Below are 17,704 nucleotides of genomic sequence, written 5' to 3'. Positions count from 1 at the left end.
CAACAACGGGCGTCAGTGGCTTTACGAGCCAAGCCCTCCACGATCTCCGTCCACACACATCATCACTGTGGCCTTCAGGACCTTCCCACCCCGGCGTCGCAGCCTCACCAGTCACATCCGGCCCACCAGGCCCAGCCGCCACCACGAAAGAGACCCACCAACCGCCCCGGACACAGCACCCGGACTTTGCCGGAGCCCGCGAGCCTCAGCCTGCCAGTTCGCGCAGGGACCGGATGGCGGCCAGGCGGCCTTCCCGGTCCGCGGCCAGCGGCGTCACGTGCAGCGTCGTGGCACCGGCCTCGGCGAACGCCGCCAGGCGTTCCTTGACGTAACCGGCCGGGCCGACCAGCGAGATCGACCGCAGCAGGTCGTCCGGGACCGCGGCGGCCGCCTCCTCCTTCCTGCCGTCCAGGTACAGGTCCTGGATCAGGTCGGCCTCCCGCTCGTAGCCGTAGCGGCAGGCCAGCTGGTGGTAGAAGTTCTTACCGCGCGCGCCCATCCCGCCGACGTAGAGCGCGACGTAGGGCCGGACGTACTCCAGCAGCGGCCCGGCGTCCTCGCCGATGGCCAGCGGGACGCCGACCACCACGTCCAGCTCCCCCAGCGCCGGATCGCGCTTGGCCCTGCCCCGCGCCAGCGCGTCGCCCCAGACCTCGCCGGCCCGCTCGGGGTGGAAGAACACCGGTTCCCACGCCTCGGCGATCTCCGCCGCCAGCGCGACGTTCTTCGGCCCGATCGCGGCCAGCATCACCGGGATGCGCTCGCGCACCGGCTGGTTGACCAGCTTGAGCGGCTTGCCCAGCCCGGTGCCGCGGTCGGCGGGCAGCGGGATCCGGTAGTGGCGGCCGTCGTGTTCCAGCCGTTCCCGGCGCCACACCTTCCGGCAGATCTCGACGACCTCACGGGTGCGGCCCAGCGGGGCGTCGTAGGGCACGCCGTGGAAGCCCTCGACGACCTGCGGCCCCGACGCGCCCAGGCCCAGGGTGAACCGGCCGCCGGAGACGTAGTCCAGGCCCGCGGCGGTCATCGCGATCAGCGCGGGCGTCCGGCTGTAGAACGGGATGATGCCCGAGGCGATCTCCACCCGTTCGGTCCGCGCCGCGAGGAATCCCAGCTGGCTCACCGCGTCGAAGGTGTACACCTCGGGCACGTAGACGATGTCCAGCCCGTTGCGCTCCAGCTCGACGATCTCGTCCACGCTCTCGGCGAAACCACCGGCGTAGCTGATCTGCATCCCGATCCGCATGACCGGGATACTACCCGTCGGTAACTTCAGGACAAGACCAGCGGCACGACCGGCGCCGGCTGGTCGGACAGCGGGATCTGGAACCGCTGCGCCAGGTAGGACGCCACGTCGTGGAACAGCGGCCCGGCCGAGTGCCCGTTGGGCAGCGTCGCCTCCGGTGCGTCCAGCCGGATGCCCACGACGAACCGCGGGTTGTCGGCGGGCAGCATGCCGGCGAACGTGATGTTGTACAGGCTGTCGCTGTAGCCACCGGTACGTGGGTCCACCTGCTGGCCGGTGCCGGTCTTGCCGGAGATCTGGTAGCCCTCGACCGCCGCCATCGGCGCCGTGCCGCTGTTCTGGCCCTTCCCCTTCTGCGTGACCGCCCGCAGCATGTCCTTGACGGTGTTGGCCGTCTGTGGGCTGACCACCTGCACCGCCTCCGGCGCGGGCTCGGGCACCCGGGTGCCGTCCGGGTTGACCTTGGCCTCCACGATCCGCGGCGGCACCCGCAGGCCGTTGTTGGCGATGGCCTGGTACATCCCGGCCATCTGCACGACGGTCATCGACAGACCCTGCCCGATGGGCAGGTTGCCGAACGTCGTGCCCGACCACTGGTTGCGCGGCGGCACCGAGCCGGGGCTCTCACCGGGCAGGCCGATGCCGGTGCGCTTGCCCAGGCCGAACCGGGTGAGCATCTCGGCGAAGCGTTCCTCGCCGACCTTCTGCGCCAGCAGCAGCGTCCCGACGTTGGACGACTTGGCGAAGATGCCGGTGGTGGTGAAGTTCTGCGTGCCGTGTTCCCACGCGTCGCGCACGGTATGGTCGGCGACCTTCAGCGAGCCCGGCACCGACTGCACCGCCTCCGGCGTGGTGAGACCGAACTCGACGGCCGCCGCCGCGGTGACGATCTTGTTCACCGAACCCGGCTCGAACGGCGTGGTCACCGCCCGGTTGTTCATCAGCTCGTTGGTGCGGGTGTTGATGTCGTTGGGGTCGAACGTCTTGTCGTTGGCCAGCGCGTACACCTCACCGGTGCGCGCGTCCATGATCACCGCACTGCCGCCCTTGGCCCGGGTCTTGCGCACGTAGTCGGTCAGCCGGCGCTGCAGTTCGTACTGCACGTCGGCGTCCAGCGTCAGCTCCAGGTCGGAGCCGGGGGTGGCCGGCTGCAGCTCGCGCTGCGAGCCGGGGATGACCAGCGCGTCGTTGCCCGCCGCGGTGTCCACCAGCCTGCGGCCGGGGGTACCGGCGAGGTCGTTGTCCCGCAACGACTCCAGCCCGACCCGGCCGTTCAGGTTGTGCTTGGAGACGTCCGGGTTCTCCATGTTCCAGCTGGCGAAGCCGACGACGTTGGCCGCCAGCGGGCCACCCGGGTACTCCCGCTTGGACCGGACCTCCTTGGAGATCTCCGGGAAGTTCTCCTTGCTGGTGATCTCCTCGGCGATCGACGGCTCGATGTCGTTGACCAGGAACGTGAAGTCCTGCGGCTTGTGGAACAGGTCGAGCAGCTCACGCTCGGAGGTCTTGCCGGGCAGCTTGGCCGCGATGAACCGGGCGGCCGCGGCCGCCCTGGTCTCGAAGTTCTGCCCCTTCTCCGGGTTCTTCTGGGCGAACTCCGCCCAGTCCTGGCGCATCCGCTTGAGGTTGACCGACAGCGTCCGCGTCTCCACGCTGAACGCCAGCTTGGTCCCGTTGCGGTCCACAATGGACCCGCGCTGCGCCGGGATGTCGATGGGCGTGACGCGCTGGCGTTCCGCGCTCTGCGACAGCGCCTCGGCCTCGAACGCCTGCACCACCACCAGTTTCCCGCCGGCCAGGCAGAGCAGGACGACCAGCAGGACGCGCACCACCGTGAACCGGCTGTGCGCGCCGCCGCGGCCGACCTGCCCCGCCCCCGCGCTGCGGGTGCCGGCGGAGTAGGTGCGGCGGGCGTTGTTGTGTGCCCGGCGTGGGCGAGGCGGAGCCATCAGCGCCCTCCGGCTGCCGGGGTCGTGCCGTCCGGCACCGTCGGCTGGGCGGGCGGCGCCACGTCCTCCGGCGGCGTCGGCTCCTCCTGTGCCTTCGGGTCGGTCTTCTTCGGCTCGCCGACCACCCGGACGGTGCCGTCCGGGTTGACCACGATGTGCGCGAGGTCGCCGACCGGCACCATGCCGAGCTTCTTCGCGTCCTCGGCCAGCGAGGACGAGGACTCCTTGCGGGTGACGTCACGCTCCAGCTGCTCGGCCCGCTCGGCCAGCGTCGCGTTGTCCCTGCGCAGTTCCTCCAGCCGGTAGGAGTCGGCGATGGCCTGGGTGGACAGCCACAGCGTGGTCGCCACGCCCGCGGCCAGCAGGCCCATCATGACCAGCACGAACGACGCCCGCGAGGTGGGCAGGCGCAGCAGCTTCAGCGCGCGCTTGCGCCCGGACGCCGCGGCGCCCTGCTCCTCCTCGCGCTCCGCCGCGCCCGCCCGCTGGGCGCGGCGGGCGTAGGCGCGCTCGGCCGCCGTGGTACGGCCGCCGCGCTCGGTGCGCGGCCGCCTGCCGCGGACCGGCCGGGCGGGCTCGGTGACGGTGGCGCCTGCCCTGGCCCGCCGGGGCTCCTGCTCGTCCCGTCGCGCCGACCGGGCACGGGTACGGCTTCGCGCTGGTGCCGTCATGTCGCCTCTCCGATCCGCTCCGCCGCCCGCAGCCGCACCGAGCTCGCTCGTGGGTTGTGTTCGATCTCGTCCGCCCCGGCCAGTTCCGCGCCGCGGGTGAGCAGCCGCAGCTGGGGCCCGTGGCCGGGCAGTTCCACCGGAAGTCCTTCCGGCGTACGGGACTTCGCCAGCTCGGCGAACGCCCGCTTCACCATCCGGTCCTCCAGCGAGTGATAGGCCTCGACGACGATCCGGCCGCCGACGGCCAGTGCGTCCAGCGCGGCGGGCAGCGCCCTGCGCAGGACCTCCAGCTCGCCGTTGACCTCGATCCGCAGTGCCTGGAACGTCCGCTTGGCCGGGTGTCCGCCGGTGCGCCTGCTCGCCGCGGGAACGGCGTCGTAGAGCAGCTTCACCAGCCGTTCGCTGCGTTCGAACGGCGCGCGCTCGCGCTCGGCGACCACGGCCCGGGTGATCCGCTGGGCGAACCGCTCCTCGCCGTACTCGCGCAGGACGCGGATCAGCTCCGCGGGCGGATAGGTGTTGAGCACCTCGGCGGCGGTGATGCCGGTGGTCGGGTCCATCCGCATGTCCAGCGGTGCGTCGCGGGCGTAGGCGAATCCGCGCTCGGGACGGTCCAGCTGCATCGACGACACCCCCAGGTCGAACAGCAGGGCGTCCACTGTGGACAGACCGCGCTCGGCGAGCACCTCGGGAATCCGGTCGTACACGGCGTGCGCGAACTCGACCCGGTCGCCGTGCCCGGCCAGCCGCTCCCGGGAGCGGGCCAGGGCGTCGGGGTCGCGGTCGACGGCGATCAGCCGCAGCCGGGGGAACGCGGTGAGCAGCGCGTCGGCGTGCCCGCCGAGGCCCACCGTGGCGTCGACGAGCACCGCGTCGCGGTCGGCGCAGACGGGGGTGAACAACTCGACGATGCGCCGCGCCAGCACCGGCAGGTGCGTGCTGTCGTTCACGGTCGAGTCCCCCTTCCACCTCTCCGCGATGCCCGGTGACACGGATGCCGCCAGGTCTCCGCCCGCCCGCTGCGGACCTGATGCCGGGGAAGGTGCATCAGGGCCACTGAGCGGACAGAGGCCTGGCGGCATCCGTGCCGGACATTGCGCAATGTGCTCAGAAGACGCCCGGCAGAACCTCCTCCTGAGCCTTCGCGTAGCTGTCCTCGTGTTCGTCCAGGTAGCCCTGCCACGCCTGGGCGTCCCAGATCTCCAGCCTGGTGATCGCACCGATCACCACGCACTCCTTGGTGAGCCCGGCGTAGCGCCGCAGCTCGGACGCGATGGCGATGCGTCCCTGCCCGTCAGGGCGTTGCTCGTCGGTTCCGGCGAACAGGTAGCGCTGGTAGGCGCGGACTGCCTCGTTGGTGAACGGGGCCTCGGCCACCTTGCGTGCCATCTGCTCGAACTCGGCGCGCGGGAAGACGTAGAGGCAGTGGTCCTGTCCTTTCGTGACCATCAGCCCGCCGGCCAGCGCGTCGCGGAACTTCGCGGGCAACGTGAGCCGCCCCTTGTCGTCCAGTTTCGGGGTGTGGGTGCCGAGGAACACGGCGTCCACCTCCCTCACCGAGCCCGGTCAACCACCCCGGGCCGGCCACGGGGCTCCCTTCCGCCCCACTGGCCACCACCGTACCCCACTTTTCACCACAGTCAACGCGGAAGAACCCGGCGTCCACCCCCTGGGTGACGCGTTTGCGCAGGTGAGCGTGGTGGGGCGCGAGTGGGGGGCCGTGGGGGACGCCACGCAACATCCCCCGGCCCGGGGGTGCGCGACGGTCCCCCAATGCCACATTGGGGGACTTCACGTTCCCCAATGCCACATTGGGGGAGCGTGGGTGGGGAGCTGTGGGGAACTCAGGGGGCGACGAGGTCGGCGAGCTGCTGGGTCAGGCGCGGGGCGTCGACCGGGCCTGCGGTGAGCCAGTCCTGGCCGCCCCGGCCGGCGGCGACGGTGCCGAAGTAGGCGCCGACGTCGGTGAGGAACCAGGTCAACCCGCCCCGCCGGGCGACCGTCCCGTTCTCCCGCACGCGGACGGTCAGCTGCCCGGCGCTGTACACCGGCCGCGCCTGGATGGCCAGCACCTCGCGCAGCTGACGCTGCCGGGCGGCCGAGGCGCCGTCCGGCGACGGCAGCTCCGTGGCGGGCAGGTTCACGCCGTACCCCGGGCCGGGCGGCAGCTCGGGAAGCAGGTCCACGATCGCCGGGCACAGCTCCCCCGGCCGGATGGCGGACAGGCCGACGGTCTGACTCGGCTGCACCGCCAGCACCGCGCGGGAACCGTCGCCCGCGGCGACGGCACGCAGCGGTTCGTCGGAGTCCATGTCGGCCAGCGCCTCGCACTCGACGAACACCGAGGCCGACGCCAGCGTGGTCAGCCGCGCGACCACGGCCTCGTCCAGCTCGCCGCCGGGCAGCAGGCCGCGCTCGGCGAGGTTGGCGTAGACGGCCGCGCGGATGTCGGCGCGCTCGGCGTCGGTGTGGCCGACGCTGCGTACCCGCAGCGGTTCCGGCACCCGGCCCAGTCCCAGGTCGGCCCACACCACGTCGAAGGCCGACGCGGACAGCCGGATCACACGGGCCTCGACGACCCTGGTTGCGGCGGCACCTCGGGAGCCACGGAGGTGAGCGGTGGCGGGGGCGTGAACTCGCCCTCCGGCACGGCGGCCCGCAGCCCGTCGTCGCGGGCGTTCATGACGTCGACCGCCTTCTGCCGGGCCGCCTCCGCCTCGGCCTTGCGGGCGTGCATGGCCGCCGACAGGCCGGCCAGGTTGAGCAGGTTCCCGCTGGCCGCGGCCTCGCGGATCATCCCGGCCGGGTCGTAGCGCACCGGCGGCGGCATCTCGGCGCGGGCCCGCGCGGCGATGTCGGCCTGCGCGGACACCGACCTGCCCAGTGCGTCGGACAGCTCGGCGGCGTCGGCCGACCAGCCCGCCGCCTGCCCGAGCACCCCGCGCATGGCCTCGGCCGCGGGCCCGGTCCAGGCCTCGCCGCTGCGTTCCAGCAACGCGCCCAGCGCGTCGGTGGACTCGCGCAGCCTGCCGGCCAGCTCGGCCCACTGCCCGCCGACCTCCCCGGCCGCGGCCGGGTCGTTGTCCGTGTCGACCTCCTCGCGCATGGCCTCGTGGCTGTAGGCCTCGTAGCGCCGGGCGGCGGCGGGAAGTTCCTGGTCCGGCATCGGCGACCTCCTCAGGGCAGCTTCGGTTCGACCAGCTCGGCCACCGTCCCGGCGCGGGTGCAGGCCAGGTCGGTGCCGGTGAAGTCGGTGTTGCTCACGTCGACGTGCACGCTGCCGCCGCCGGCGACCGGCACCAGCACCGCGCACATCCCGTTGTCGGCCTTGGGGTCGGCCACCCGCAGGGCGGGCCTGCCGTTGATCTCCACCTCGGTGCTGTGCTTGCGCTTGACTTTCAGCTCCTCCAGCCCGGACCGCTCGTCCAGGGTCAGCGTCACGCCGAACGCGCCCGGCTCGGTCCAGTCGCAGGCCCGGGAGGCACCGATCTTCTTCTCCTCGCCCAGCGAGGTGAGCCCGGCCGAGGACCGGTCGGTGGACGACAGCAGCTCACACGGCTTGAGCACGGCCAGTCCGCTGCCCTGCGACGAGGCCGACGTCGACGGCGGCGCGGGCGGGGGAACCGAATCCGCGGGCGCGGCCCTGGGCGCACCGCAGGCGGCGGTCACGGCGGCCACCACCAGCAGTCCCGCCGCCGCGCGGCTACCCACCGGAGCAGTCGACGCCGTCCAGCTCGGCCGCGGCGTCGTCGTCGGTCCTGCGGTAACGCCGCACGGCGGTGTCGATCTGCTCCTTGAGCTCGCCCAGCTCGCGGCCGAACCGGGTCAGCGAGTCGACGGCGGAACCGCGTCCGCCGACGCCGTACCGCGCCATGAACTCGCCGATCTCCTTGGCGTATCCGCCGCCGAGCGGCACCTGCCGCCCCAGCACGGCGGCGTGCCTGGCCATCTCTCCGACGGCGTCCTGGAGGTCACTGATCCGGCGGTAGGCCTCGGCGGCCAGCTCCGGTTCGATGGCGAACGCCCTGGCGTCGCGGACGTCGATATCCGGCGGGCGCACCGTCGTCGTCTTGTCGGCCATCAGCAGCGTACTCTCTCCGTAGCGGATCGAATCCGGACAGCAGCATACGTCAGAACCGCCCGTGACGGGACCCCGCGCACCCACCCACCGTTAGGCCGAACGGCCCAATCTCGGGCGTCGCTCTGGGTGATCACGGGGTTCTCTCACCGAACTTGCTCACGTTTGACACACTGCGTGGGAGGCTCGTCCGGTGCACGGGCGAGGAGAACCCGCGTCAGCACCCAGGAGGTCGAGTGACGTCGAGAACGCAGTCTGCGGTGCCCGGCGAGCACCACGGTGAGCAGGCGACCGCGCAGGCCGCGTACTACGGGATGTCCGGCAACGGCAGGCCCGCCTCCCTGGCAGAGCTGCACGACACGGTGAGCCGCATCGCCGGCAACGTCGAGCGCGTCCTGGTCGGCAAGCCGGACGTGGTCCGCATCGCACTGGTGACGCTACTCGCCGAGGGCCACCTCCTGGTGGAGGACGTGCCAGGGGTCGGCAAGACGTCGCTGGCCAAGGCGCTGGCCCGGTCGATCGACTGCACGGTCAGCCGCGTGCAGTTCACCCCCGACCTGCTGCCCAGCGACGTGACCGGGGTGTCGATCTACAACCGGCAGACCGGCGGGTTCGAGTTCCGCCCCGGCCCGGTGTTCGCCAACATCGTGGTGGGCGACGAGATCAACCGCGCCTCGCCGAAGACCCAGTCGGCACTGCTGGAGTGCATGGAGGAACACCAGGTCACGGTCGACACCAGCACCTACCAGCTGGACTCGCCGTTCATGGTGATCGCCACCCAGAACCCCATCGAGATGGAGGGCACCTACGCCCTGCCCGAGGCCCAGCGCGACCGGTTCACCGCGCGGGTGTCCATCGGCTACCCGGACCCGCAGGCCGAGCTGGCCATGGTCGACGAGCACTCGGGGCACAACCCGCTGGCCGACCTGCGCCCGGTGTCCGACGCCGACACGGTGCGCAGGCTGATCCACACCACCCGCATGGTGCACATGGCCCCGGAGGTGCGGCAGTACGCCGTCGAGATCGCGTCGGCGACCCGTCAGGTGCCGGAGATCCGGCTGGGCGCCTCGCCCCGGGCGACGCTGCAGCTCGTCCGGGCCGCGCGGGCACAGGCCGCGTTGTCCGGGCGCGAGTACGTGGTGCCCGACGACCTGCACTCGGTCGCCGTGCCGGTGCTGGCCCACCGGCTGGTGCTCACCACCGAGGCACACGCCGCGCGCCGCTCGGCCACCGACCTGGTGCACGCCGTGCTGCACCGCGTCCCGGTCCCGCAGGCCAACGGCCAGGCACGCCGGTAGCCACGACCATGCTGCGCTCGCTGTCCGGCCTCACCACCCGGGGCCGCTGCCTACTCGCCGCGGGCGTCGCCGCCGCGGTCTGTGCCGCGGTCCTCAACGAGCGGGACCTGCTGCGGGTGGCGATCTTCGTCGTCGCTCTCCCGCTGCTGGTGACGGTGTTCATCTCGGCGACCAAGGTCCGCATCGGCGCCTCCCGCACCCTGCTGCCCGACCGCGTCCAGGTGGGCGGCAGCGGCGAGGTGCAGCTGGACCTGTGGCGCACCGGCAGGCTGCCCGCCGGTGAGGTGCTGCTGGAGGACGGCGTTCCCTACACCCTGGGCAACCGGCCGCGGTTCGTGGTGGAACGGCTGCCGGTGCGCAGGGCCGTGGCACTGCGGTACCCGCTGCTGCCCGCGCTGCGTGGCGTGCACCAGGTGGGCCCGCTACGGGCGACCATCACCGATCCGTTCGGGCTGTGCGAGTTCGAGCGTGAGCTGATCGCGCACTCACGGCTGGTCGTGGTGCCGCGTTACGTCGCGTTGTGGGGGCACCCGCCGGGCGCCGGGATCGGCGTCGGCGACGACGGCAGCGTCCGGCTGCACGCCGGACAGGGCGAGACCGACGTGATCGTCCGCCACTACCGGCAGGGCGACGACCTGCGCAAGGTGCACTGGCGCTCCACCGCGCGCCGCGACGAGATCATGGTGCGGGTCGAGGAGCGGCCGTGGAAGGGCGGCACCACCGTGCTGCTGGACCGCAGGGCCGCCGCACACGCGGGCACCGGCGCGGGCGCCAGCCTGGAGTGGGCGGTGTCCTTCGCCGCCAGCGTCTGCCTGCACCTGCGCCGGGCCGGGCACCGCGTGCGGCTGGTCACCGAGCACGGGCAGCCGCTGGCCGACGCGCCCGGCGACGGCGGGGACTCCTACGACAACGTCATCCTGGACAGCCTGGCCGCGCTGCAGCCCGCGCACCAGCGGGACGTCACGCCGCCCGGTGACCCCGCGGAGGGACAGGAGCTGATCGCGGTGCTCGGCACCGTGAGCACAGAGTCCGTCCACGAGCTCAACCGCTTCCGCCCCCGTGGCGTGCGCAGCCTCGCGGTGCTGCTGGACACCCCGGCGTGGGCCGGGGAGTCGCAGGCGCCGTCGAAGCCGACCACCGACGCGGCCGACCTGCTGCGGGCCGCGGGCTGGGGCGTGGTCGTCGCCCTGCCCGACAGCCCCATGCCGCAGGTGTGGAGCGAGCTGTGCCGCTCGGGTAGCCGGCACGAGAGCATGCTGGGCGGTGTGCGGTGACCACTGCGCCTCCCCGGCCCGCCCCGCAGACGGCCCCGCCGCCGCCTGCCCGGCCTCCCGCGCCGTGGACCAGCTCGATCGTCGCGCCGGCCGCCGCGGGCATCGCGACGGTCTGCGCGTCGACGTCGCTGACCGGCGTCGTCGCCGGGGTCGCCTGGTTCGGCTACGTGCTGGTGGCGGTGTTGCTGATCGCGTGCACCGGCCTGGCGCTGCGCTCGCTGCGGGCGCCGACGCTGGTGGTCGGGCTGAGCCAGCTGGTGGTGCTGACGTTCCTGATCACCGGCGTGTTCACCAGCGAGGGCATCCTCGGCATCATTCCCGGGCCCGCCGCGATCGGGCAGCTGCAGGACGTCCTGATCTCCTCGGCCGAGCAGATCCGCACCGGGCTGGCCCCGGTGGAACCGACTCCGGCCATCCTGTGCCTGTCCACGATCGCCATCGGCCTGGTGGCCGTCCTCATCGACACGCTGACCGTGGCCGCCGCGGCGCCCGCCGCGACCGGCCTGGTGCTGCTGTGCGTCTACGCCGTGCCCGCGTCGCTGTCCAACGACCTGCTGCCATGGTGGACGTTCGTCGTCGGCGCCGCCGCGTTCGCCGGGCTGCTGGCGGTGGACGGCAGCCACCGGCACCGCCGCTGGCGCAACCGCACCGCGCCCGGTCTCGGGGTGTCGGCCGAGTCGACGGCCGCGCCGGTCACCGTCGTGTCGCTGGCGCTGGTGTGCGGCCTGCTGGGCGGCACGATCACCGCCGTCGGCACCGTCGGCAGCATCCCCGGCGACGGGCCGGGGTCGAACATGGCGGGCGGCACCGGCGGGCTGGGCGTCAACCCGTTCACCAACCTGCGTGGCCTGCTCAACCAGGGCGCCAACGTCGAGCTGTTCCGGGTGCGCGGGCTGCAGCCCAACGACCCGCGGCTGCTGCGGGCGTTCACCCTGGACTTCTACCAGCCCAACCAGGGCTGGAAGCTCGCCGACGCCCCGCGCATGCCCGCGGGCGACCCGGCCAACATGCCCGCGCTGCCGCTGGCGCCGGGCGACAGCGGCGAGGGCCAGAGCGTCGAACTGCAGATCGAGCCGATCAACTGGGTCGACGTCTGGCTGCCGGTGTACGGCGCGCCGAGGGCGCTGCGCGGCATTTCCGAGGGCTGGTTCTACGACCGCAAGAGCGGCGCGGTGTTCAGCGAGCGCAAGCAGCGCTCCCCCGCCTACACCGAGGTCGCCTCGCTGCGGGTGCCGACCAAGGAGGAGCTGCGGGCCGAGGGCACCGAGATCGACCGTGATCTCGACCCGGTGTACACGCGGCTGGACCAGGTCGACCCCCGGGTGCGCGGGCTGGCGCAGCAGCTGACGGCAGGGCAGGCCAGCAACTTCGACAAGTCCGTGGCGATCTGGCAGTACTTCTCGTCGCAGAACGGCTTCACCTACGACACCCAGACCGCGGCCGCGGCCGACAACGACGCGCTGGCCGACTTCCTGTTCAACGGCAAGCGCGGCTTCTGCGAACAGTACGCCTCGGCGATGGCCGTGCTGCTGCGCTCGGCGGGCATCCCGGCGCGGGTGGCCGTCGGGTTCACCCCGGGCGTCACGACGGCGGGCTACCGCACGATCACCTCGCAGGACGCCCACGCCTGGGTCGAGGTCTACTTCAACGACCAGGGCTGGGTCAGCTTCGACCCGACGCCGCTGGCCGACGGCCGCGGCTACATCCCGCCGTACCTGCGCCCGGACGACCAGCCGACCGACGGGCCTGCCACGTCCGGCAACGACACCCAGGAGATGCCGAGCACGTCGGCGCAGGCGCCCAACGACGTCCCGAGGGAGGAGACCGGTCCGCAGGAGCAGCAGCAGGCGCAGGAGACGTCGCTGACCCAGGCGCCGGACGGGTTCGGCTGGGGTGTGCTGGCGTTGCTGCTGCTGGCCGCGGCCGTCACCGCGGCGGTCGTGATGGCGATGAGCAGGCGGCTCGGCGGGCGTGGTTCCGGTGCCGCCGCGGTGCCGGGCGGCGTGCCGCCCCCCGGCGGTGGTTCGGCGACGCTGGCGCTGGCCCCGTGGTTGCCGCCGGTGATCACCGGGCTGTGGGTGCTGGTCGTCGCCGCGGCGGCGTGGCTGTGGTCGATCTGGCTGGCGCTGCCGGTGGCCGTCGTCGTGGCCGTGGTGGCCGGGCCGTGGACGATCCGGGAGGTCGTCCGGCGCAGACGGCTGCGGACCATCGCGGCCGACGGCGCGGGCGCCGCCGACGCGGCGTGGAGCGAGCTGCTCGACGAGTGCGCCGACCGGGGCGTGCCCGCCCAGACCGCCGACACGGCGCGGATGACGGCGTTCCGGGTGGCGCAGAAGCACCGGCTGGACGACGACGGTCAGGCCGGCCTGCGCACGGTGGTCGGCGTGCTGGAGCGGTCCTGGTACGCCCCGCCGGAGACGAAGGTGCCGGAGCCGGACTTCGCCCCGGCGTTCGACCGGGTGCGCGGCAGCCTGGCCCGCAACGCCCCGATGTCCTGGCGCGGCCGCCTGTTCCCCAAGTCCCTGCTGCGCCGCCGCCGCAACCGCCGCGAGTCGTAAGTTCTCGCGCGCGAGTCGTAGCTTCCCACGCGCGAGTCGTACGTTCGGAAGTGCGAACTCGCACGTGAGAACGTACGACTCGCGCGGCAGAACGTACGACTCGCGCGCACGGCGAAGCCCCCGGACCTGGCGGGCCGGGGGCTTCGGTGAGACTGGGCGGAGCTAGTGGTCCTCGAAGCGCTGGCGGAAGCGTTCCTCCATCCGCTGCGTGAACGAGCTCTTGCGGGCCTGGGCCTTGCCGGTTCCACCGGACTTGCCCTCGCCCTCGGGCTCGGCAGCGGGTTGCCGCATGGCCGTGACGGCCAGCAGGACACCGAAGAACATCACCAGGAAGCCGAGAACGCTGACCAGCGGGATCTCCGCGAGCCGCACCGGCACCACGGTGACACCGAGCACCAGTAACGCGACACCGACCACGAACAGGGCGAGGCCCTGGATGCGGCGACGCCGCGGTGGACGGTTCAACCTCTTACCCCGCACCGCTGATGCGAACTTGGGGTCCTCGGCATAGAGCTCGCGCTCGATCTGGTCGAGCAGCCTCTGCTCATGCTCGGAGAGTGGCATCTTTCCTCCTCCGGCACAGCTGTCGTTCGCGGGCGCCGGGCCGCGCACCTCGTGGACCCAACAGGCACTCCGACTCGTGTGCCCTCCCTCCAGGATACGAGTCCGGACCGCGCACGACTACCCGATCCCGCATCAAGCGGTCATCGTTTTGTCCGTCTCACATCGATCTCACCCGGATCGCCCGGTGATCGGCCGGTCACGGTTCGCGATCGGCCAGCAGGGAGGCCGGCCGGATGGCCGCCGACCCGAACTTCGATCGCGCCACGTCAGCGGCCACCTCGGCCTCCCGCCACCGTGGCTCGCCGGACTCGAACGCCAGCTGCTCACCGGCCTCGTCGTCGCTGAGCCCCTCGACCCGGACGCCGAGCAGCCGCACCGGCCCGGTATCCCCCTGCTCGGTGAGCAACGCGACGGCCGTGGCGTGGATCTGCCGCGCGACGTCGGTCGGCGAGAGCAGGGTCCGGGCCCTGGTGATCGTGCGGAAGTCGGCGAACCGCACCTTGATCGACACCGTCCGGCCGCGCCTGCCCCGCGACCGCAGCGTGGCGCCGACGCGCTCGGCCAGCCGCAGCAGTTCCCGGTCCAGCCGGGCGCGGTCGGTGACGTCGGTGTCGAACGTGTGCTCCGCGCCGATCGACTTGTCCGGGGTGTCCGGCACCACCTGCCGGTCGTCGCGGCCGTTGGCCAGCGCGTGCAGGTGCTCCCCCACCGCCGTGCCCAGCGACCGGCGCAGCGAGGCCACCGGCGTCCGGGCGACGTCGGCGATGGTGGCCAGGCCCAGCCGCCGCAGGTGCTCCTCGGTGCGCTTGCCCACACCCCACAGCGCCGACACCGGCAGCGGGTGCAGGAAGTCCAGCACCTCGGCACGCGGCACCACGACCATGCCGTCCGGCTTGGCCATCCCGGACGCCAGCTTGGCGACGAACGTCACCGGCGCCACCCCGACCGAGCAGGTGATGCCGTGCTCGGCCTGGACCCGCCCGCGCAGTTCGGCGCCCAGCCGGGCCGGTGTGGTGCCCAGCCGCCGCAGCGCGCCGCTGACGTCGAGGAACGCCTCGTCCAGGCTCAGCGGCTCCACCAGCGGGGTGAACTCGGCGAAGATCGCCATCACGCCGCGCGACACCTCGCCGTACAGGCCGCGGGTGGGCGGCAGGTACACCGCGTGCGGGCAGAGCCGTTTCGCCGCGCCGACCGGCATCGCCGAGCGCACCCCGAACACCCGGGCCGGGTAGTTGGCCGACAGCACCACCGACCGGGGCCCGGCGCCGGCGACGACCACCGGCTTGTCGGCCAGTTCCGGCCGGGTGCGCAGCTCGACGGCGGCGAAGAACGCGTCCATGTCGACGTGCAGGAAGCCGCAGCCGGTGTCGTCGGGCCAGCCCTGCTCCGGCCCGGCTACCCGAAACCGGGAGTGCCGCCCGGGCAGCCCCGAGTTTCGTCCCACGCCGTCAGGCTAACCGGCACCACCGACAGGCCGCCGGGCCAGCACGTGCAGCCTGCTGGCGACGTCACGCAACGTCGGTATCCCAGCGGCGGCCAGCTCGAAGTCGGCCAGGTCCGCCTCGGCGGCCGGGCCGCCCTCGACCGGCACCGCGTCGGCTACGACGCCGTCGCCCTGCAGCACCTCGACCTCCAGGCCGGCTGCCGCGAGCAGTGCCCGCAGGCCGCCGGTGTCGAACCGGCGCAGCAGCGTCTCCCCGTCGGTCTCCAGTACCCCGTCCGGGTCAGTCAGCAGGCGGTGGGCCTCGGCGAGCCTGCCGGACAGCGCCCGGTGCAGGACGGCGGCGTGCCGGTTGGCCGCCAGCACCGACACGGCGCCGCCGGGCGCCACGGCGGTGGCCAGCCCGGCGACCGCGGCCGCCGGGTCGTCGACGACCTCCAGCAGCCCGTGGGCCAGCACCAGGTCGGCGGACCCGGCCGGGACGTGGCGGTCCAGCGCGTCGGAGTCGTCGGCGATGACCGTGATCAGGTCCGCGACGCCTTCCTCGCCCGCCCGGCGGCGCAGCGTCGCCAGCGCGTTCGGGTTGGGTTCCACGACGGTCACCGGGCACCCGGCGGCCGCCAGCGGCACGGCCCAGCCGCCGCTGCCGCCACCGACGTCGACGACGCGGGGCTGGTCAACGCCACGTTCCCGCGCCCGGCGCAGTTCCGCCTCCAGCACCCGCCGTACCGCCGCCGATCCGCGGGCCGCCGCGGTGTCCGTTCGCATGGGGCGACAGCGTAGTGGGCGGCGCTGGGTGCCCGTAGGCTGCGGGGCGTGCACACCGTCGCGGTTCTGAGCCTCAAGGGCGGGGTCGGCAAGACCACCGTCGCTCTCGGTATTGCGTCGGCCGCGCTGCGTAGGGGAGCTCGCACGCTGGTGGCCGACCTCGACCCGCAGGGCAATGCCACCGCCTCCCTCGACCCGCCCCTGACCGACAAGACCCTGGCCGACGTGCTGGAGACGCCGCACCGGGCGGTTCTCGCCGAGGCGATCGCGCCCAGCGCATGGGACGACCAGCTGGACGTGCTGGTCGGCTCGGAGGATTTGGAGCTGCTCAACGAGCCGGGCCCGGAGGGCCGTCGCCTGGAGAACCTGTCCAGGGCACTGGACGAGCTGCACCGCGAGCCGGTCCGCGGCTCCCGCTACGAGCTGGCCATCCTGGACTGCCCGCCGTCGCTGGGCAGGCTGACCCGCTCGGCGCTGGTCGCCGCCGACAGCGCGCTGCTGGTGACCGAGCCCACCACCTACGCCGTCTCCGGCGCCGAGCGCGCGCTGGCCGCGATCGAGGACATCCGCGCCCGGCTCAACCCCGGGCTGCGGGCGGCCGGGGTTCTGGTGAACCGGCTGCGGGCGCGGTCCCACGAGCACGGGCACCGGGTGGCCGACCTGCGCGAGTCGTTCGGGCCGCTGGTGATGCCGACCGCGATCCCGGACCGGCTGGCCATCCAGCAGGCGCAAAGCGCGTGCACCCCCATCCACGCCTGGAACTCGCCGGGCGCGCAGGAGATCGCGCTGACGTTCAACATGGTGCTGGCCAAGATCCTGCGGTCGGGCCGGGCCGGGCGGCATCGCGGCGACTGGGAGCCCGAGGAGCCCGAGGAAGCCGGCCACACCGGGGATCTCGGGGCGGCGATCGAGACCACCGGGCCGATCCCGCGGATCACCTCGGGCGCGCCCGGCCCCGACTGATGCCCGAGGGCGACACCGTCTTCCTCGCCGGCAAGCGGCTGGAGCGGGCGCTGGCCGGGCGGCCGCTGCTGCGGGCCCAGCTGCGTCATCCCCGGCTGGCCACCGCGGAGCTGACCGGCCGCACCGTGGAGTCGGTCCGCACCGTGGGCAAGCACCTGTTCCTGCGGTTCTCCGGCGAGGTGAGCCTGCACAACCACCTGCGTATGGACGGCACCTGGCGGATCCTGCGGCCAGGCCAGCGCTGGCCGATGCCCGCCCACCACGCACGGGCGGTGCTGGAGAACGCCGCCGCGCACGCGATCGGGTTCCGCCTGCACGACATGGAACTGCTGCCCACGGCGCAGGAAAACCGGCGGGTCGCCCATCTCGGACCCGACCTGCTCGATCCACAGTGGACGGATGAGCACGCGCGGCGGGCCGCTGCCGCGCTCGCCGCCGAGCCGGACCGCGAACTCGGCCTGGCGTTGCTGGACCAGCGGATCATGGCCGGCGTCGGCAACCTGTACAAGGTCGAGATCTGCCACCTGCTCCGCGTCTCGCCGTGGACCCCGGTGTCCGAAGTGGACCCGGCCGAGGTGGTGACGCTGGCCCGCGAGCTGTTGCTGGCCAACGCATGGCGGCACGAGCAGAGCACCACCGGCGAGCTGGCCCGGGGCCGCCGGAACTGGGTCTACGAGCGCACCCGGCAGGGCTGCTTCCGCTGCGGCGGCCGGGTCCGGGTGGCCGACCAGGGCCACGACGTGCACCGCCGCCCGACCTGGTTCTGCCCCCATTGCCAACCGGGGCCGGTTCCGTAGACACTGGCACCATGCCGACGTTCAAGCTGCCGCTTTACGGCGCTGACACCCAGCGCGGCGATCTCGCTCCCTGAGTGCATCCGCGGATGCCGTTTTT

The 17,704-nt window shown here is 73.1% G+C and carries 17 protein-coding genes; 5 read left to right on the top strand and 12 right to left on the bottom strand.

The genetic code is table 11. From position 1 onward, the window contains the following. Positions 1–205: 205 nt before the first annotated feature. The 9 genes from EWH70_RS32735 to EWH70_RS32695 form a co-directional block, all read right to left on the bottom strand. Complete coding sequence (locus EWH70_RS32735; protein WP_130479443.1) at positions 206–1,246, bottom strand: LLM class F420-dependent oxidoreductase; 1,041 nt, start codon at positions 1,244–1,246, stop codon at positions 206–208. A 26-nt stretch (positions 1,247–1,272) separates the two neighbouring features. Then, complete coding sequence (locus EWH70_RS32730; RefSeq protein WP_130479442.1) at positions 1,273–3,195, bottom strand: peptidoglycan D,D-transpeptidase FtsI family protein; 1,923 nt, start codon at positions 3,193–3,195, stop codon at positions 1,273–1,275. After that, entirely contained in the window at positions 3,195–3,866 is a 672-nt protein-coding gene (gene ftsL / locus EWH70_RS32725; protein ID WP_130479441.1) for a cell division protein FtsL, read from the bottom strand. The genes EWH70_RS32730 and ftsL overlap by 1 nt, the downstream gene beginning before the upstream one ends. Next, on the bottom strand, positions 3,863–4,816 hold the full coding sequence (rsmH, locus tag EWH70_RS32720; protein ID WP_240687346.1) for a 16S rRNA (cytosine(1402)-N(4))-methyltransferase RsmH: 954 nt from the start codon (positions 4,814–4,816) through the stop codon (positions 3,863–3,865). The genes ftsL and rsmH overlap by 4 nt, the downstream gene beginning before the upstream one ends. A gap of 157 nt (positions 4,817–4,973) precedes the next feature. Beyond that, a complete protein-coding gene (gene mraZ / locus EWH70_RS32715; protein ID WP_130479463.1) occupies positions 4,974–5,405 on the bottom strand; it encodes a division/cell wall cluster transcriptional repressor MraZ in 432 nt (143 codons plus the stop codon). A 305-nt stretch (positions 5,406–5,710) separates the two neighbouring features. Next, entirely contained in the window at positions 5,711–6,430 is a 720-nt protein-coding gene (locus EWH70_RS32710; RefSeq protein WP_130479439.1) for an ESX secretion-associated protein EspG, read from the bottom strand. After that, the gene (locus EWH70_RS32705; RefSeq protein ID WP_130479438.1) at positions 6,427–7,032 is read right to left on the bottom strand and encodes a WXG100 family type VII secretion target; all 606 of its coding nucleotides are present in this window, start codon (positions 7,030–7,032) and stop codon (positions 6,427–6,429) included. The genes EWH70_RS32710 and EWH70_RS32705 overlap by 4 nt, the downstream gene beginning before the upstream one ends. Positions 7,033–7,043: 11 nt before the next feature. Continuing rightward, on the bottom strand, positions 7,044–7,577 hold the full coding sequence (locus EWH70_RS32700; protein WP_130479437.1) for a DUF3558 domain-containing protein: 534 nt from the start codon (positions 7,575–7,577) through the stop codon (positions 7,044–7,046). Then, on the bottom strand, positions 7,570–7,947 hold the full coding sequence (locus EWH70_RS32695) for a hypothetical protein (protein ID WP_130479436.1): 378 nt from the start codon (positions 7,945–7,947) through the stop codon (positions 7,570–7,572). The genes EWH70_RS32700 and EWH70_RS32695 overlap by 8 nt, the downstream gene beginning before the upstream one ends. A 233-nt stretch (positions 7,948–8,180) precedes the next feature. On the opposite strand from EWH70_RS32695, the gene EWH70_RS32690 reads away from it, so the two are divergent. From EWH70_RS32690 to EWH70_RS32680, 3 genes are read left to right on the top strand one after another with little or no spacing between them, the layout of a single operon-like run. Beyond that, positions 8,181–9,242 carry an AAA family ATPase gene (locus EWH70_RS32690; RefSeq protein WP_165436519.1) on the top strand — a complete coding sequence of 354 codons (1,062 nt, stop codon included), beginning with the start codon at positions 8,181–8,183 and terminating at the stop codon, positions 9,240–9,242. 8 nt (positions 9,243–9,250) lie between these two features. Further along, positions 9,251–10,516 carry a DUF58 domain-containing protein gene (locus tag EWH70_RS32685; RefSeq protein WP_130479435.1) on the top strand — a complete coding sequence of 422 codons (1,266 nt, stop codon included), beginning with the start codon at positions 9,251–9,253 and terminating at the stop codon, positions 10,514–10,516. After that, the gene (locus EWH70_RS32680; protein WP_240687345.1) at positions 10,513–13,074 is read left to right on the top strand and encodes a transglutaminase TgpA family protein; all 2,562 of its coding nucleotides are present in this window, start codon (positions 10,513–10,515) and stop codon (positions 13,072–13,074) included. Before EWH70_RS32685 ends, EWH70_RS32680 begins: the two co-directional genes overlap by 4 nt. Positions 13,075–13,236: 162 nt before the next feature. Here the strand turns inward: EWH70_RS32680 and EWH70_RS32675 are convergent, their stop codons facing one another. The 3 genes from EWH70_RS32675 to EWH70_RS32665 all read right to left on the bottom strand — a co-directional run bounded on the left by EWH70_RS32675 (position 13,237) and on the right by EWH70_RS32665 (position 15,847). Then, positions 13,237–13,638, bottom strand: a complete 402-nt coding sequence (locus EWH70_RS32675; RefSeq protein ID WP_130479434.1) for a DUF3040 domain-containing protein — start codon at positions 13,636–13,638, stop codon at positions 13,237–13,239. Positions 13,639–13,834: 196 nt separating this feature from the next. After that, complete coding sequence (locus EWH70_RS32670) at positions 13,835–15,082, bottom strand: DNA polymerase IV (RefSeq protein WP_165436518.1); 1,248 nt, start codon at positions 15,080–15,082, stop codon at positions 13,835–13,837. 9 nt (positions 15,083–15,091) lie between these two features. Next, complete coding sequence (locus EWH70_RS32665; protein WP_130479433.1) at positions 15,092–15,847, bottom strand: methyltransferase domain-containing protein; 756 nt, start codon at positions 15,845–15,847, stop codon at positions 15,092–15,094. 48 nt (positions 15,848–15,895) lie between these two features. On the opposite strand from EWH70_RS32665, the gene EWH70_RS32660 reads away from it, so the two are divergent. Both EWH70_RS32660 and EWH70_RS32655 read left to right on the top strand, forming a co-directional pair. Next, the gene (locus EWH70_RS32660) at positions 15,896–16,810 is read left to right on the top strand and encodes a ParA family protein (RefSeq protein ID WP_130479432.1); all 915 of its coding nucleotides are present in this window, start codon (positions 15,896–15,898) and stop codon (positions 16,808–16,810) included. Continuing rightward, on the top strand, positions 16,810–17,607 hold the full coding sequence (locus EWH70_RS32655; protein WP_130479431.1) for a DNA-formamidopyrimidine glycosylase family protein: 798 nt from the start codon (positions 16,810–16,812) through the stop codon (positions 17,605–17,607). The genes EWH70_RS32660 and EWH70_RS32655 overlap by 1 nt, the downstream gene beginning before the upstream one ends. Positions 17,608–17,704 lie beyond the last annotated feature (97 nt).

This window comes from Amycolatopsis suaedae (assembly GCF_004214935.1).
GTDB lineage: Bacteria > Actinomycetota > Actinomycetes > Mycobacteriales > Pseudonocardiaceae > Amycolatopsis > Amycolatopsis suaedae.
This window is presented reverse-complemented; position numbering and strand designations above follow the sequence as displayed.

Bases quoted from the DNA above. Each gene is read 5' to 3' on its own strand.
- EWH70_RS32735 (WP_130479443.1), bottom strand. From the start codon at position 1,246: ATGCGGATCGGGATGCAGATCAGCTACGCCGGTGGTTTCGCCGAGAGC.
- EWH70_RS32730 (WP_130479442.1), bottom strand. From the start codon at position 3,195: ATGGCTCCGCCTCGCCCACGCCGGGCACACAACAACGCCCGCCGCACC.
- ftsL (WP_130479441.1), bottom strand. From the start codon at position 3,866: ATGACGGCACCAGCGCGAAGCCGTACCCGTGCCCGGTCGGCGCGACGG.
- EWH70_RS32705 (WP_130479438.1), bottom strand. From the start codon at position 7,032: ATGCCGGACCAGGAACTTCCCGCCGCCGCCCGGCGCTACGAGGCCTAC.
- EWH70_RS32695 (WP_130479436.1), bottom strand. From the start codon at position 7,947: ATGGCCGACAAGACGACGACGGTGCGCCCGCCGGATATCGACGTCCGC.
- EWH70_RS32685 (WP_130479435.1), top strand. From the start codon at position 9,251: ATGCTGCGCTCGCTGTCCGGCCTCACCACCCGGGGCCGCTGCCTACTC.
- EWH70_RS32675 (WP_130479434.1), bottom strand. From the start codon at position 13,638: ATGCCACTCTCCGAGCATGAGCAGAGGCTGCTCGACCAGATCGAGCGC.
- EWH70_RS32665 (WP_130479433.1), bottom strand. From the start codon at position 15,847: ATGCGAACGGACACCGCGGCGGCCCGCGGATCGGCGGCGGTACGGCGG.
- EWH70_RS32655 (WP_130479431.1), top strand. From the start codon at position 16,810: ATGCCCGAGGGCGACACCGTCTTCCTCGCCGGCAAGCGGCTGGAGCGG.